This is a genomic window from Helicobacter sp. MIT 03-1616 (assembly GCF_000765685.2).
In the GTDB taxonomy this organism is placed as follows: Bacteria; Campylobacterota; Campylobacteria; order Campylobacterales; family Helicobacteraceae; genus Helicobacter_C; species Helicobacter_C typhlonius.
The window spans coordinates 230,135-245,057 of the sequence record NZ_JROY02000001.1 but is presented as its reverse complement, the minus strand read 5'-3'; the positions used below and the strand labels follow the sequence as shown (position 1 = coordinate 245,057).

Annotated in this window: 15 protein-coding genes; 11 read left to right on the top strand and 4 right to left on the bottom strand. The window is 41.2% G+C overall.

Going from position 1 to position 14,923, the window contains the following annotated elements:
• Nucleotides 1-100: 100 nt before the first annotated feature.
• From LS67_RS01205 to LS67_RS01165, 10 genes are all read left to right on the top strand, one after another.
• Nucleotides 101-1,768 (top strand): 2-isopropylmalate synthase, encoded by a 1,668-nt coding sequence (locus LS67_RS01205; protein ID WP_034326369.1) that lies wholly within the window; start codon nucleotides 101-103, stop codon nucleotides 1,766-1,768.
• 2 nt (nucleotides 1,769-1,770) lie between these two features.
• Nucleotides 1,771-2,262 carry an NAD(P)H-dependent oxidoreductase gene (locus tag LS67_RS01200; protein WP_034326366.1) on the top strand — a complete coding sequence of 164 codons (492 nt, stop codon included), beginning with the start codon at nucleotides 1,771-1,773 and terminating at the stop codon, nucleotides 2,260-2,262.
• A gap of 19 nt (nucleotides 2,263-2,281) precedes the next feature.
• Nucleotides 2,282-3,544 (top strand): 3-isopropylmalate dehydratase large subunit, encoded by a 1,263-nt coding sequence (gene leuC / locus LS67_RS01195; protein ID WP_081951452.1) that lies wholly within the window; start codon nucleotides 2,282-2,284, stop codon nucleotides 3,542-3,544.
• Between the two features lie 204 nt (nucleotides 3,545-3,748).
• On the top strand, nucleotides 3,749-3,901 hold the full coding sequence (locus LS67_RS09535) for a hypothetical protein (RefSeq protein WP_156407293.1): 153 nt from the start codon (nucleotides 3,749-3,751) through the stop codon (nucleotides 3,899-3,901).
• Between the two features lie 94 nt (nucleotides 3,902-3,995).
• Nucleotides 3,996-4,298: an ankyrin repeat domain-containing protein gene (locus tag LS67_RS01190; RefSeq protein ID WP_034326364.1), complete on the top strand. Its 303-nt coding sequence runs from the start codon at nucleotides 3,996-3,998 to the stop codon at nucleotides 4,296-4,298.
• Entirely contained in the window at nucleotides 4,282-4,854 is a 573-nt protein-coding gene (locus LS67_RS01185) for a pyridoxamine 5'-phosphate oxidase family protein (RefSeq protein ID WP_034326362.1), read from the top strand. Before LS67_RS01190 ends, LS67_RS01185 begins: the two co-directional genes overlap by 17 nt.
• A gap of 99 nt (nucleotides 4,855-4,953) precedes the next feature.
• Complete coding sequence (leuD, locus tag LS67_RS01180) at nucleotides 4,954-5,448, top strand: 3-isopropylmalate dehydratase small subunit (RefSeq protein WP_034326360.1); 495 nt, start codon at nucleotides 4,954-4,956, stop codon at nucleotides 5,446-5,448.
• 72 nt (nucleotides 5,449-5,520) lie between these two features.
• On the top strand, nucleotides 5,521-6,591 hold the full coding sequence (gene leuB / locus LS67_RS01175) for a 3-isopropylmalate dehydrogenase (RefSeq protein ID WP_034326358.1): 1,071 nt from the start codon (nucleotides 5,521-5,523) through the stop codon (nucleotides 6,589-6,591).
• A 261-nt stretch (nucleotides 6,592-6,852) separates the two neighbouring features.
• Nucleotides 6,853-8,196, top strand: coding sequence for a chromosomal replication initiator protein DnaA (gene dnaA, locus LS67_RS01170; RefSeq protein ID WP_034326356.1), 1,344 nt, complete (start codon nucleotides 6,853-6,855; stop codon nucleotides 8,194-8,196).
• A gap of 12 nt (nucleotides 8,197-8,208) precedes the next feature.
• Nucleotides 8,209-9,486, top strand: a complete 1,278-nt coding sequence (locus tag LS67_RS01165) for an MFS transporter (RefSeq protein WP_138109519.1) — start codon at nucleotides 8,209-8,211, stop codon at nucleotides 9,484-9,486.
• A 51-nt stretch (nucleotides 9,487-9,537) separates the two neighbouring features.
• Here the strand turns inward: LS67_RS01165 and LS67_RS01160 are convergent, their stop codons facing one another.
• Together LS67_RS01160 and LS67_RS01155 are read right to left on the bottom strand one after the other, a co-directional pair.
• Complete coding sequence (locus LS67_RS01160; RefSeq protein WP_236096317.1) at nucleotides 9,538-11,550, bottom strand: ATP-dependent DNA helicase RecG; 2,013 nt, start codon at nucleotides 11,548-11,550, stop codon at nucleotides 9,538-9,540.
• Nucleotides 11,543-12,556 carry a type I glyceraldehyde-3-phosphate dehydrogenase gene (locus LS67_RS01155; protein WP_034326354.1) on the bottom strand — a complete coding sequence of 338 codons (1,014 nt, stop codon included), beginning with the start codon at nucleotides 12,554-12,556 and terminating at the stop codon, nucleotides 11,543-11,545. Before LS67_RS01155 ends, LS67_RS01160 begins: the two co-directional genes overlap by 8 nt.
• Before the next feature lie 123 nt (nucleotides 12,557-12,679).
• Between LS67_RS01155 and LS67_RS01150 the strand changes: the two genes are divergently transcribed.
• Complete coding sequence (locus LS67_RS01150; protein WP_034326352.1) at nucleotides 12,680-13,450, top strand: SDR family NAD(P)-dependent oxidoreductase; 771 nt, start codon at nucleotides 12,680-12,682, stop codon at nucleotides 13,448-13,450.
• 86 nt (nucleotides 13,451-13,536) lie between these two features.
• Here the strand turns inward: LS67_RS01150 and LS67_RS01145 are convergent, their stop codons facing one another.
• Both LS67_RS01145 and LS67_RS01140 read right to left on the bottom strand, forming a co-directional pair.
• Entirely contained in the window at nucleotides 13,537-13,851 is a 315-nt protein-coding gene (locus LS67_RS01145; protein ID WP_034326349.1) for a thioredoxin family protein, read from the bottom strand.
• Nucleotides 13,852-13,859: 8 nt separating this feature from the next.
• On the bottom strand, nucleotides 13,860-14,885 hold the full coding sequence (locus tag LS67_RS01140) for a YeiH family protein (protein ID WP_034326347.1): 1,026 nt from the start codon (nucleotides 14,883-14,885) through the stop codon (nucleotides 13,860-13,862).
• Nucleotides 14,886-14,923 lie beyond the last annotated feature (38 nt).

Below are 14,923 nucleotides of genomic sequence, written 5' to 3'. Positions count from 1 at the left end.
AAAAAGATAAAAATCTATCCCTTAATAGATAATTTTTATCATTTGTGTAATTTTTGTTGTTAAAATCATAAGGTTTTACAACATATTTTTAGGAGTTTTTATGAGCAGTCATACCAAATACAAACGTGGCTATTTTATGCCACCAAAGCCCTCTTTAGAATGGAGCAAAAAAGAATATATAGAATCCGCACCCTTGTGGTGCAGCGTGGATTTGCGTGATGGCAATCAAGCCCTTATCACTCCTATGAGCCTAGAAGAAAAAATCACATTTTTTAAGCTCCTGCTCCAAGTTGGCTTTAAAGATATTGAAGTAGGATTCCCCGCAGCAAGCGAAACCGAATACCGCTTTTTACGCACACTCATTGAAGAGAATCTTATCCCTAGCGATGTGCGGGTGCAGGTGCTTACCCAAGCAAGAGAGCATATTATCAAAAAAACTTTTGAAAGCCTAGAGGGCTGTCAAAATGCGGTTGTGCATTTTTATAATTCCACTTCTTACGCTCAAAGGGAGCAAGTCTTTAAAAAAAGCAAAGAGGATATTAAAAAGATCGCCCTTGATGGCGCACACGCATTGCAATCTTATGCCAAAAGCACAAAGGGCAATTTTGCCTTTGAATATTCGCCAGAGAGCTTTAGCGGGACAGAGGTTGATTACGCACTTGAAGTGTGTAATGAAGTCATTGATGTGTTTAAACCCACAAAAGAGCAAAAGTTTATTGTGAATCTCCCCGCAACGGTTGAGATGAGTTTGCCCCATATCTATGCAAGTCAAGTAGAATATATGTCAAAACATCTTAAAAATAGAGAAAATGTGCTTATTTCTTTGCACCCGCATAATGATAGAGGTTGCGCCGTGGCGAGTGCGGAGCTTGGGCTTTTGGCAGGTGCGGATAGAATTGAGGGGACATTATTTGGTAATGGCGAGCGCACCGGCAATGTGGATATTATCACACTTGCTATGAATCTTCACACGCACGGCGTCAATCCCAACCTTGATTTTAGCAATATCCCCGCTATTTGTGATGTGTATGAGAGTGTTACCAAAATGCAAGTATATGAGCGACAACCATATTCAGGCAAACTTGTCTTTGCGGCGTTTTCAGGCTCACATCAAGACGCTATCGCTAAGGGTATGGCTTACCACGCAGAGCATAATCGTGGCACTTGGAGTGTGCCATACTTGCCTATTGACCCAAAAGATGTAGGACGCGTGTATGAAAGCGATGTGATACGCATTAATTCTCAAAGTGGCAAGGGCGGGATAGCCTATATTTTGCACGAACATTATGGCGTGAGCTTGCCCGCAGCATTTAAAGAGAGCTTTTCATATTATGTGAAAAATATTTCGGATAACGCCCATAAAGAGCTAAGCCCCAAAGAAATTTGCGATATTTTTGAAAGGGATTTTGTGAATCTAGACACGCCTTTAAATATGCAAGATTGCCGCTTTGAACACACACAAGATTCTTTTAGTGCGCAGCTTAATATCACGCATAATGGCACACCAAAGGAGATTAGCGGTCGTGGTAATGGACGCCTTGATAGCATAGCAAATGCGCTAAGGGAAAATCTTGGGCTTGTCTTTGAAATAATTGACTATAATGAACACGCACTCAAAAAAGGTTCAAATGCAAGTGCGATTTGCTATGTGCAAATAGAATCACAGGGTAAAATGCACTTTGGCGTAGGTATCCATAGCGATATTATTATGGCAAGTGTGTATGGGCTTATAAGTGCCATTAACAACACATTCAACACAAAGGATTGACGATGCAAACACTTCTTATTTTTTCACACACATTTTGGGCGGATTCTAAAGTCAATAGGGCTTTATTAGAAGCAGCAAAGGCGTTGCCAAATGTCCGCATTCATAATCTCAATGAAATCTACAAAGACGGCAAGATTGATGTAGATTCTGAAATCAAGCTATTACAGGAGAGTGAGAAAATCATTTTTCAATTTCCGCTCTTTTGGTTTAGCACACCCGCGCTAATGAAAGAATGGCAGGATTTAGTTTTAAGCAAGATTCACTATTCTGCCAATCCAAAGCTTTTAGAGGGCAAAAAATTTAGTATCATCACTACCGCGGGTGGTGAGGCAAAAAGCTATGACGGACACCACGGATACAGCCTAGAAACACTGCTTTCACCGATTAAACAAGCATTTAGCTATTCGTTTTGTGATGTTTTAGAATCATACGCTATCTTTAAAGCAAAGCCCGATAATCTCCCTGTGCAAGAATATCTCAAACAATTACAATAATTTCATAAAAGGAGCGACTATGGGAATGACAATGAGTCAAAAGATTCTCGCAGATAGGGCGGGATTAGAAAAAGTCAAAGCAAATGATTTGATTATGGCAAAGCTTGATATGGTGCTAGGAAACGATATCACCACGCCTGTGGCGATTAATGCCTTTAAAGCAGCGAAATTTCAAAAAGTCTTTGATAAAAGTAAAATCTCTTTGGTAATGGACCATTTCGCCCCAAACAAAGACATCAAAGCCGCTACACAAAGCGCACAATGCCGCTGCTTTGCCAATGACTTTGATATTAAACATTACTATGATGTGGGGAATATGGGCGTGGAACACGCGCTTTTGCCCGAGCAAGGCATTGTAACTATTGGCGATTTGATTATCGGTGCGGATTCTCACACTTGCACCTATGGTGCGCTTGGGGCGTTTAGCACAGGTGTGGGAAGCACAGATATGGCGGTAGGAATGGCAACCGGCGAAGCGTGGTTTAAAGTGCCAAAGGCGATGAAGTTTAACCTCAAAGGCAAGTTGCGCCCTTATGTGAGTGGCAAAGATGTGATTTTACATATCATTGGCAAAATCGGCGTTGATGGTGCGCTGTATAAAAGTATGGAATTTAGTGGTGAAGGCTTAAAGAGCCTCACTATTGATGATAGGCTTTGCATTGCGAATATGGCGATTGAAGCGGGGGCGAAAAATGGAATCTTTGAAGTTGATGACATCACGATTGAATATGCCAAAGGACGCACAAGCCGTGAGTTTAGAATCTACAAAGCTGATGATGATGCAGAATATGAGCAAGTCTTTGATATTGATTTAGATTCAATTAATCACACCGTGGCATTCCCGCATTTGCCTGAAAACACAAAAGAAAAGGATAATTGGGGTGAAATAAAAATTGACCAAGTTGTCATTGGCTCTTGCACAAATGGGCGATTAAGCGATATGGCGGTGGCTGCGAAGATTCTAAAAGATAAAAAAATCGCCAAAAACACGCGTTGCATTATTATCCCCGCTACGCAAAACATTTATTTAGAATGTATCAATCGCGGGTATTTGGAGACTTTCATCAAAGCGGGGGCGGTGGTTTCCACACCTACTTGCGGACCTTGTCTTGGCGGACATATGGGAATCTTAGCTGCTAATGAAAAATGCGTAGCCACAACAAACCGCAATTTTGTAGGGAGAATGGGACATATCACAAGCGAAGTGTATCTCTCTTCACCCGAAGTGGCAGCAGCAAGTGCTGTGCGTGGGATTCTAAGCGCACCAGAGGATATTGCGTAAGAACAAGCAACACAAATAATGAATGGTGCATAACATTAAAGATTCTAAAAACTCGCACGATAGGGCACAGCTTGCAAAAAATTTTTCTTTTAATGATTTTTGCACTTTGTAGTGAGACTTTCGCACAAAAATTTGTGTGCAATAAACAAAATGATAAGTGGGAGCAATATCCTCTTTCGCCCATAGAGAAAAAGGCTTTAAAAATTGTCAAAAAAGCTAAAAGGTATAACGCTAGGGAGCAAAGAGCATTTTTATACATATTTTGATATAGATGTGGAAATCCGCGATAAGCCTTGTGAGCAGGGCTTGAGTATGCTTGAGTGGGCAGTCAAGTTTAACTCATATAAAATCGCGTAAAGCTTGGTAGATTCTGGTGCAAGTCTCTATTATGGCAGGACAGGGAGCTTTGCAAGTGCCTTGCATTCTGCGGTAGAAAAAAAATGATATGAAAATGCTCCACATTCTTTCCCGCGCACGAGATTTTAAGGAAATTATCAATATGGGTGGTATAGCAAACACAACACCGCTTATGATAGCTGCAGATAGCGCAAATCTTGATATGATTAAATTTCTTTTATCAAATGGAGCAAATATTAAGGACAAAGCAAATGATGGTTTGAATGTTACGATGTTTGCCACAATGAGTCGCGCTAAACCCCAAAAAGTAATAGAAGTTATTGAATTTTTACTCGCAAATGGTGTGCCCTCTGTTTTGCAAAAACTTGCAAGGGAGCGATATGAGACGAAAAGATAGAATACTTGATGAAAACAAGGCAAAAGAGATTATGCACAAAGCGCGTTATTGTGTGCTAAGCTCCGCTCCTGCGTGTGTGAGCGACTTTGAGCTACCCAAAAAGGTGGAGCAAAGCGGACAAAAGGAATCTTATGAGATTTTTAGTATTCCTGTGTCGTTTGTGTATGCGGAGAATACGCTCTTTATCCATACAGCAAAGGCGGGGCGCAAAATCGCTTTTTTTAAAGATAATACGCTTATATGTGCGGTATTTGTCGGCGATGTTGAAGTGCCAAATTTATTTAGCGAGGAGGAGCTGCAGCAAATCGCGCGTGATGAGCCAAAAAAGCTTGGCAGCCACGTTTTTACTACCGAGTATGAGAGTGTAATCGCCTATGGGCGCATAAGGCAGATTCTCAATTATGAGGAGCAAAATAGAGCTATGGCTCTGCTGTGTCAAAAGTATATGCCTGATAAGGCGGCATTTGTGCAACATTCTGTGGATACGGAGCGAAAGCATTTGAATGTCTATGGCATAGAGCTTATTCATATCAGCGCAAAGGCGAAGATTCTCTAAAATCTTTGGCGAGTTAGCAAGAGATTTAGCACCTATTCTACGCCCATTAAATGCAATGTTTTATAATGTGATACATTCAAATTACAAAAAGGACAAGCGATGAAAGCACAAGGTTTTATCCATAAATATGGTGATAATGTAGATACAGATGTGATTATCCCAGCAAGGTATCTTAACACAGCAGACCACAAAGAACTTGCTAGTCATTGTATGGAGGATATTGATAAAGATTTTGTCAAAAAAGTAAAAGCGGGGGATATTATGGTTGGTGGTTGGAATTTTGGCTGTGGGAGCAGTAGAGAACACGCGCCTATTGCGATTAAAGCAAGTGGTATTTCTTGCATTATTGCTAAATCTTTTGCGCGCATTTTTTATCGCAATGCCATTAATATTGGACTTGCTATTATTGAATCTGAAGAGATTGTCAATGCTTTAAATGCTAATGATGAAATACTTGTTGATTTTGATAAAGGTGAGATTCTAAAACTTGCAGATAATACAAGATTCCAAACAACACCTTTTCCACCATTTATCCAAGAAATCATTAATGCAAATGGATATTTAAATTATATCAGTGAGAGAAAGAAAGCTTAAAATGAGAATCTTAAAGCTTGGATTTGGAATACAAAATCTCGTGCAAAAATATGTTTCAATAAAGGAGTGAAAATGACAAAAAATATCGCGGTGATTTATGGTGATGGTATCGGCAAGGAAGTCATCACTCAAGCTGTGAAGATTCTAAAAGCGGTGGCGCAAAAATACAATCATCAGTTTATATTTCAAGAAGTTTTAGCCGGTGGAAGCGCGATTGATGCGTGTGGCGAGTGTCTTCCAGCAGAATCTTTAAAGATTTGTAAGCAAAGCGATAGCGTGCTTTTGGGTGCGGTGGGCGGTCCTAAATGGGATAATGAGCCAAGCCACAATCGCCCCGAAAAGGCACTTCTCACATTACGCAAAGAATTAGGACTTTTTGCAAATATCCGCCCAGCGACACTTTTGCCCCAACTAAGCGAAGCTAGTCCGCTCAAAGGCGAGATTCTAAAAAAAGGCATTGATTTTATCATCGTGCGTGAGCTTATCGGCGGGGCGTATTTTGGTGAGCATAAAATTGAAACAATAAATGGTGAAAAAGTCGCCACAGATGGTATGACTTATAGCACCTCACAAATAGAATCTATCGCGCGCGTAGCCTTTAATATCGCAAAAAATCGTAAAAAGCAGCTTATCTCTGTGGATAAAGCAAATGTCCTTAGCTCCTCGCGTTTGTGGCGTGAAGTGGTGGAAAAAGTCGCGCTTGAATATAAAGAAGTGAATCTTAACCATATGTATGTGGATAATGCCGCTATGCAGATTTGCCGCGCCCCTAGTCAATTTGATGTGATTCTTACCGAAAATATGTTTGGCGATATTTTGAGCGATGAGGCGAGTATTATCACCGGCACGATTGGTGTTATCCCCTCTGCTTCGCTTTCAAACGGGACTTTAGGAATGTATGAGCCAATCCACGGCAGTGCGCCTGATATTGCAGGGCAAGATTTAGCAAACCCGATTGGCACAATCCTTTCTGCGGCGATGATGTGTGAGCTATCCTTTGGTCTTACAAAAGAGAGTGAGGCGATACAAAGCGCAGTGCAAAAGGCACTTGATAAGGGCTATCGCACTGGCGATATGATGAGCGAGGGAATGCAACGCGTGGGCTGTGAGCAAATGGGTGATATAATCCTAGAATGCCTTTAACACATAGAAAATGTGGTTTGTCTCTTTATAGCGTGAGAGGTAAAAACCTTGCGCTATAAGCTCAAATGGAAGATATTGGCAGAGGGGTGAATTTTACATAAAATCTGCAAAAATCGCACACATTTTAATCCAAATTAAAAGTTTTTTGCACTAATATTATCATTTTATTTCGCAAGGCTAGATTGGCACAAAATCGAGCAACTTTTCACATTTTATTCACATCATAAATTCACAATATCATTTCACACATAAGGTTTCACATTGCATATAGATAATGTATTATCAAGGCTTAAGAATAAAATATCACCACAAGAATATGAGAACTACATAATGCTTATGGAATATGACGAAAACGCTTCTAGGGTAGATTCAGAGGTATTTTATGTGCCAAATATTTTTGTGGCGCACTGGGTTATGGATAACTATGTGGATTCTATTGCGGAGGCATTTTGTGAGGAAAACGCCAATGGTGTGCGCCCAGAAATTCACATCAAAATAAAGAAGTATAATGATAATGTGAAAAGTTTAGAAGTCAATAAAAATACTACACATTTTCAGACAAATGCCCTTTCTTTGAATCCTTATTATACTTTTGAAGTTTTTGTCGTTGGCAAGTCAAACGAACATGCCCACACGATAGCTAAAATCGTAGCCGAACAACAAGCCACGCGATACAATCCGGTTACGCTCTATGGGCATTCTGGGCTTGGCAAGACGCATCTGTTAAATTCCATAGGTAACTATGTTAAGGAAAAAAATAAAAATGTAATCTACATCACAGCAGAAAATTTTTTAAATGAATACACCGAAAAGATTAGACGCGGAACTATGGATAGCTTCCGCGATAAATATCGTAATTGTGATTATTTGCTTATTGATGATGTGCAATTTTTGGGTGGGAAAGACGGCGTGCAAGAGGAGATTCTAAACACCTTTAATGCCCTCTATAGCGCACAAAAACAAATTGTGATGACAAGCGATAAGCCACCTAAGGAGATTAAGGGCTTGGCAGATAGGCTGCGTTCGCGCTTTGAAGGTGGGATAATGGCAGAGATTACAAACCCCGAACTTGAAACAAAGATTTCTATTATTGAATCTAAATGCGCAATTAACCGCATTAGCCTTGATAAAGAGGTGATTCACTATATCGCCTCGAATATCCACGGCAATATTAGACAGATTGAGGGGATTCTCTCTACAATTAATCTTAATCTCAATCTCTCGCCTGAAAGCCTCGCGCGCAAAGTTGCCGAAAATGTGTTAAAAAACTATCAAAACGAAAGGTTGGAGGGTATTACACTGCAAAATATCATCAGGGTAGTAAGCAAAGAGATTAACATTAAGCCAAGCGAGATTACCTCTAAAGAGCGTAGCCGCAAAGTCGCCTTTGCAAGGCGCGTAGTGATTTATCTTGCGCGAAATCTCACTATCAATTCAATGCCGATGATTGCACAAGAGTTGGGTATGAAAGACCATAGTTCCGTGAGTAAGGCACTCAAAAGCATAGAAGCAGAAATGGCAAAAGATAGCTCTATAAAAAACATCATAGAGGATATAAAAAGTAAAATTAAGCAGACAGAGGAAAACTCAATCAAGCTGAGATAAGAAGGAGGCATAATGCCAAAAGAAAATACGGGTCATACATCTCCAGCAAATCCACAAAACCCCTCACACAAAACAGATTCTATAAATTCGGCTAAAAATATAGAATCTAAGCGCACAGATTCTTTACTCTTTCAAATCGCGCTTTTCTCTGCAGCCTCGATGACCGTGTTAGGAGGAACTATCATCGCGCCTTCAATCCCGCATTTTGAGGAGCATTTCGCCGATGTGGCGCATATTGATATACTTTCTCGCTTGATTCTCACACTCCCAGCTTTGTTTATTATGATTTTTGCGCCAATTAGCGGATTTTTAATCGAGCGATATGGGCGCACAAAATTTCTATATCCTGCTATCTTTTTGTGGAGCGTGAGTGGGGCAAGTGGATTTTTTTTGGAGAGTAGTATTTACTTGATTCTATTTTCACGCGCAATTTTTGGTATCGCAACCGCCTTTGTGATGACAGCGATAAGCGTGTTGATAGGAGATTATTATCAGGGCGCGAAGCGAGAGAGGGCACTAGGACTACAAGGATTCTTTATGGCAGGAGGAGGGGCTGTTTTCCTTGTGCTAGGGGGTGCGCTAAGCGATATAGATTGGCGTTATCCATTTTTGGTTTATACCTCTGGCTTTGTGATTTTTGCCCTCGCACTCATTATGCTTTTTGAGCCACAAAGGAATATCCCTAAACCTAGCGCCGCACAGGCTAAAACGAATTTCAACTTCTTTCGATTCTTGCCCATTTACGCCTTTGCATTCTATGCGATGAGTATGTTTTATGTCGTACCTACGCAGATTCCACACTTTATTACGCACAATCTTGGCAAGAATGGGAATCTTGTCGGTATTAGCCTTGCCATTAGCTCTGTTTGCACGGCGGTGCTTTCACTCTTTTATGCGAAATTGCGAGGTAGATTCAGCATTTTCTTGCTTCATTCTATGGCTCTATGTGCCATTGGTGTGGGCTTTTTGCTGATTGGTTTTATGCAGAGGTATGAAATGCTTATTTTTGCCCTATTGCTCGTGGGTTCGGGGCTTGGCATTATCCTTGTAAATAACACATCGTGGCTTTTGTCTATGGCAGGAGAGGGTGAGCGCGCAAAAGCGGCGGGATTCTTATCGGCAAGTATGTTTATGGGACAATTTTGTTCGCCCTTTATGACCCAGCCCCTTGTGCGTATGGGCGACATACCCTTTATGCTTGATGTGAATGGCATTATTTTGCTTGGCAGTAGCAGCATCTTCTTATGGTGGCATTTGAGGGAGATTCACAAAAGCCACACATCAGTGTAGAGATTCATAAGCTTACACGCAATAATAGATTTTGCCAAGCAATGAATCTTGCTATAAATCCTGTGGGGTGTTATCCTGCCAATTAATGAGAGTCTTTGCCTCCGCAATTATGGATTCATCATTGCCTATATCAATATAGATAAATTCATCTCCGCTTTGTCGCTCTCCGCTTAGCAAATCCCCGCTGTTACGATATTTCAAGTCAAGCTCGGCGATGTCAAAACCGCTTAAAGTCTCGCAAAAAGCTTTTAAACGTTCAATTTGTGGCTGGTGCGTGTAGAGATAACAATATCCCTTTAAACCATTGCGACTTACGCGCCCTCGTAGCTGATGTAGGGTTGCTAATCCTAATCGCTCTGGCGCGACAATGACGATTGTCGAAACTCGAGGCAGAGAGATACCCACCTCAATAAGCGTGGTGGCAAGAAGCAAAGAACCATTAGCAGCAAAATCGCTCATCACCTGTGTTTTATTTTTATCTTTGCCAAAGGTGCAATAGACATTTTCAAAATGCTTTTGCCAAAAGCCCTGCCCCTCATTTAATGAGAGATAATCCAAATGCTCGCTCTCCTCCACGAGCGGATAGACGATAATTGCCTGATGTCCCTTTGCTACCTCATCTTGCAAATGTGCAAACATCGCCTTAAAACAACTCTTATCGACAATGCATGTGCTAATGTCTTTTTTAAATGGCAAATCCCTAATAACGCTCAAATCAACAAGCTGAGCGTTAATCATTGCCAAAGTGCGCGGTATGGGCGTGGCAGAAAACTGCAGTGAATGCGCCCTCGCCTTTTTTGAATCTGGTAGCTCCATATGAAAATCTTTATCTTTTGCTTTCTTATCATTTGTTTCTTTGGGGACATTAGATTTAGCAGAAATACTAGATTCAAAAAGATTTGGTATATTCTCTTTATTTGCCATTTTTTCTAAATAATGTCGCTGATTTGTGCCAAATCTATGCTGTTCATCACTCATCACAAGTGCCAAATCCTCTAGCTCAAACTCGCGATAGAGCAAAGCTTGTGTGCCAATGATAAAATGCGCTTCCTGCACCTCATTACTTATTGCTTTACTTTTTGCAGTGATGAGGTGGCAGCGCACAGAATCTGGCAATAATCGCCGCGCCTCCTCATAAATTTGCGTAGCAAGTATGGTTGTTGGCGCCATAAGAATGCTTTTGTGCGGATAGCACATCATCACGGCACAGAGGATTACAAGCGTTTTGCCACAGCCCACATCACCCATAATGAGCCGCCGCGCCGCGATTGTCTTACCTAAATCCTCCTGTATATCAGCTATGGCGTGTTGTTGTCCTTTTGTGAGAGCAAAGGGGAGAGACTGGATAAAGGGCGCAATGTCATTTTTGCATTGATACAGGGAGGGAAAGTATCGCTTCTTGCGCGAAAGTGTGCGCAAATAATGATAAATTTCGCTAAATTTTAATGCCTCCATATATTCTTTTGGAAAAGTGTTTTGTGCCCTAAAGGCAGCACAAAACGCATTATCTGGGTGGAAAATCTCATAGATTCTTTGCGCCTTTTCCTTTGGCAGTCCGCTTTGGAGCAAATTCTCCATACTCACAAATTCATCGATGAGCCCCTGCATAGATTTTGCAGTAAGTGCGGTAGTCTTAAACTGCAACGAAATGGTATTGATATTTTTTATAACCTTTGGGTGAGACATCGTGTAACGATGTCCATACAGCTCGATCTTTCCCATAATATATATATGCGCGTGGGGCACAAAAATCTTTTTTTGAAAGCTCTGCACGTGAAAGATAGTTATTTGTAGCAATGTATCAAAATCGCACATCGTAGCATTCACAACAAAACGTGCATTTTTGCCAAAACCCAGCATTTGCGCGCTATCAATATATACTCTAAACACGCCGACTTGCCCGGCAGTTAGAGCGGTAGAAAGCGTAGTATTGATGTAGGATTTTGGCGTGTGAGTGATGACAAACTGCAACAAAGAATTAATTTTAAGCTTTTTTAGACGCTCCTTGTTGATTTTGCCAAGATTATCTATATTCGTTTCATACATCTCTTCGTTTTCACGCATTAGCGCATATTTTTACCATATCAAGCACACGATTTGCATAGCCCCATTCATTATCACACCACGCCATAATGCGCGCCATATTGCCATTGACAATATAACTTAAATCCGGTGCAAAGACGACACTATGAGGATTACCCACAAAATCGCTACTCACGCCACTTTTAGAATCTATACCGATAATATCCTTCATCTCCCCCTTACTTGCATTGATAATACACGCATTCAATGTATCTATATCCGTGTGTGAGGAAAATATAAGTGTTATATCGAGTAAAAGCACATTAGATACGGGCACACGCACACTATGTCCGCCAACTTTGCCTTGCAGCGCAGGAAGCAAACGCGTGAGTGTGGCTGTCGCTCCTGTGTGCGTGGGAATAATATTTTGTGCCGCTGCGCGGGAACGTCTCTTATCATTTGGATACACACTATCAAGCAAAGACTGCTCGTTTGTGTAACTATGCGTGATACAAAAACTCGCGCTCTCAATGCCAAATTCACGCTCAATCACCTTGCAAAGCGGTGCAAGGGCATTTGCGGTGCAAGAGGCATTTGAAAAAATGCGCTCCCCCTTGTAGTTTGCCTCATTTACACCTTTAGCAAAAATAGGCATAGAATCTTGAGGCGAAGCGCATAAAATGACCTTTTTCACGCCCTTTTGGCAGTGATGTGTGAGCGATTGTGAATCTAAAAATACGCCGCTAGATTCTAAAACAATATCCGCGCCAAGCGCGGCAAAGTCGAGATTCTGTGAATCTTTGTAATTGAGCGTAGCAATAGGAGGCAAGGCATTATGGCTAAAATGCAAGGCATTATTTAAAAAAGTAGGCGCATTTGGCAAAATACCGTGTGTGCTATCGTGCTCAAGCAAATAGCTCAAAATCTCCCAATCACACACATCATTAATAGCAACAATGCGCAAATCTTTTGTGTCCTCACGCGTTAAAACCGCGCGCGCAACGCTCCTCCCGATGCGCCCAAAGCCATTAATAGCAATGTTTATCATACTGCCCCTTTAATGCAAAATCAACGCGAATTAAAGGCAGGATTGTAGCATATTGCTACAAATGTTTTGTATTAACATACTTTGGTTAGAGTATGCCAATACAAGGCGCATAGAGGAGAAATTATGGAATCTGCATCTTTTTGCGTGGCAATCACAGGGGCGAGTAGTGGCATAGGCAGAGAATTAGCCCTGCATTTTGCTAAAGAGGCGACACTCCTACACATCGCGGGGCGAAACACCACACAGCTGGAGCAGACACAAAAAGATATACAGGCTATCAATCCTAATGCACAGGTGCGCCTTCATAGCTTTGATGTGAGCGATGAAGTTTCATCTAAGCAGTGGTGCGAGGCAATTTTTGCCACTCGACTTGATGTGCTGATTATGAATGCTGGTATCGCAATGGGCGAAAAAGAAAACATACAGAGGCATTTTGAGATATGCCACACAAATGCAATGGGCGTGATGTATAATACATTCTACGCATTAGAATTTTTTAATAAACAAGAGAAAGTTGATGGCTTCAAAGGGCATTTAGTCTTTATAAGCTCCATAGCCGCCCTCCTCGCCCTGCCAAATGCACCAAGTTATAGCGCATCAAAGCAGTTTGTAAAGGCACTTGCGGAGAGTCTAAGCGTATCCCAAAAAGAGGTGCGCATTACGACTATTTGCCCCGGATTTATCAAAACACCCCTTACAGACCATCTCCACCCTGCGATACCGCAAATGAGTGTGAAAAAGGCGGGTGCGAAAATATATAGGGCGATTAGAAAAGGCAAAAAATGTTATGCCTTTCCGTGTTTCCTCGCCTTTGGAGCGAGATTCTATAATATTCTGCCGATATGGTGCAAACGCGCCCTTGTAAGAATCTTTGAGATTATGGGGAAGCTATAGATACATTTTGAGCCACAACAGATTCAAAAAATGAGTGATAAATATTTGCGTAGATTCTATACATTTTAGAATCCATAAAAACTATTCTAGGCTTTTATCAATGTATTGAGCATATCCCTAATAGATTCAATAGAGCGAGGCTCGATGAGTCGCTCACCCACTTCCTCACCATTTTTAAAGAACATTAGTGTAGGAATCTTGCGGATATTAAATCTATCCTTGAGGCTTAACTCTGTATCAAAGCCCACTTTATAGAAGCGCACCTGCTCGAATTCTTTATCAAGTGCTTCAAGCATAGGCTCAATAAAGCGGCAGTCCGGACACCAAGAGGCACTAAAATCCACCATTACATAACCATTTTGAATCTCTGTATCAAATGAAGCAGATTCTAAATTTTTCATTTCGTCTCCTAAAACATAAAATAAACAAGGGCGTAAGTGCCGAGCATAAGTATAATAAACAAAATAAATGCAAGGACAAATGTCTTCGCGCCAAATGAGATAAACTTCTGCCAATCAATCTGCAATCCCAAAGCTACCATTGCAAAAACAAGAAGCAATTTTGAGGCAAATTGTGTGGATTCTACGACCACAGGCGGAAAGTCAATCCAAGAATTAAGCCCTATGACGATGAGAAAACCAAAGGCAAAATAAGGAATATAGAGCGCATTTTGCTTTGAAGATTCTGCACTATTACTTAAATCAAGTTGTTTTTGTGCGTTTTTAAACACGACATAAGAGATGATAAGCAAGAGCGGCACGAGCAGCACTACACGCGTCATTTTGACGATGATAGCCACATTTTGGGATTCTGGTGAGATAGATGCCGCACCAACGACATTTGCGACTTCGTGCAGACTTGCGCCGATGAAAATCCCCCATTGATAGTCGCTCAAGGGCAAAAAGCCACTATAATACACGATAGGCAAAAGTATCATTCCACATAAGCCAAAAATCACAATAAATCCTAGTGCCACAGAGCTTTTACTTGGGTGGGTTTTGAGGGTGGATTCTAAAGCGAGTATCGCTGCCGCGCCACACACCGCACTACCAATGCCAACCAACATACTGATTTCATTATCAAGCTTTAGCATTTTGCCTATAATGAGCGCACACACAAATACTACGACAATAACGATGAGAGAGACGAGAAAACCATTGAGCCCGAGCTTTGCAATCTCGCCAAAGGTGATATATGAGCCATAGAGAATAATCCCAGCCCTCAAGAGCTTTTTTGCCCCAAAAGTAATGCCACTTTGGATATTATAGGCAGATTCTAATTTTGGGTAAAAAGGTGATAGTGCCGCGCCAAGCAAGATACCGACTATAAGGGGTGAGAGAAATGGTGTGAGTGTGCTGGAGACAAACATCGCTACTGCGCTTATCACGGCAAGAATGATAAGCCCATATACAAAGCCGAGATTTTTATAAGTCATAGTTATCCTTATTTCCTAATAGATATAAAGCGCGAAAT

What these genes read in the sequence shown, in the direction of transcription:
- LS67_RS01205 (WP_034326369.1), top strand. Translation starts at nt 101, where the DNA reads ATGAGCAGTCATACCAAATACAAACGTGGCTATTTTATGCCACCAAAG.
- LS67_RS01200 (WP_034326366.1), top strand. Translation starts at nt 1,771, where the DNA reads ATGCAAACACTTCTTATTTTTTCACACACATTTTGGGCGGATTCTAAA.
- leuC (WP_081951452.1), top strand. Translation starts at nt 2,282, where the DNA reads ATGGGAATGACAATGAGTCAAAAGATTCTCGCAGATAGGGCGGGATTA.
- LS67_RS01190 (WP_034326364.1), top strand. Translation starts at nt 3,996, where the DNA reads ATGCTCCACATTCTTTCCCGCGCACGAGATTTTAAGGAAATTATCAAT.
- LS67_RS01185 (WP_034326362.1), top strand. Translation starts at nt 4,282, where the DNA reads ATGAGACGAAAAGATAGAATACTTGATGAAAACAAGGCAAAAGAGATT.
- leuD (WP_034326360.1), top strand. Translation starts at nt 4,954, where the DNA reads ATGAAAGCACAAGGTTTTATCCATAAATATGGTGATAATGTAGATACA.
- leuB (WP_034326358.1), top strand. Translation starts at nt 5,521, where the DNA reads ATGACAAAAAATATCGCGGTGATTTATGGTGATGGTATCGGCAAGGAA.
- LS67_RS01165 (WP_138109519.1), top strand. Translation starts at nt 8,209, where the DNA reads ATGCCAAAAGAAAATACGGGTCATACATCTCCAGCAAATCCACAAAAC.
- LS67_RS01160 (WP_236096317.1), bottom strand. Translation starts at nt 11,550, where the DNA reads ATGCGTGAAAACGAAGAGATGTATGAAACGAATATAGATAATCTTGGC.
- LS67_RS01155 (WP_034326354.1), bottom strand. Translation starts at nt 12,556, where the DNA reads ATGATAAACATTGCTATTAATGGCTTTGGGCGCATCGGGAGGAGCGTT.
- LS67_RS01150 (WP_034326352.1), top strand. Translation starts at nt 12,680, where the DNA reads ATGGAATCTGCATCTTTTTGCGTGGCAATCACAGGGGCGAGTAGTGGC.
- LS67_RS01145 (WP_034326349.1), bottom strand. Translation starts at nt 13,851, where the DNA reads ATGAAAAATTTAGAATCTGCTTCATTTGATACAGAGATTCAAAATGGT.
- LS67_RS01140 (WP_034326347.1), bottom strand. Translation starts at nt 14,885, where the DNA reads ATGACTTATAAAAATCTCGGCTTTGTATATGGGCTTATCATTCTTGCC.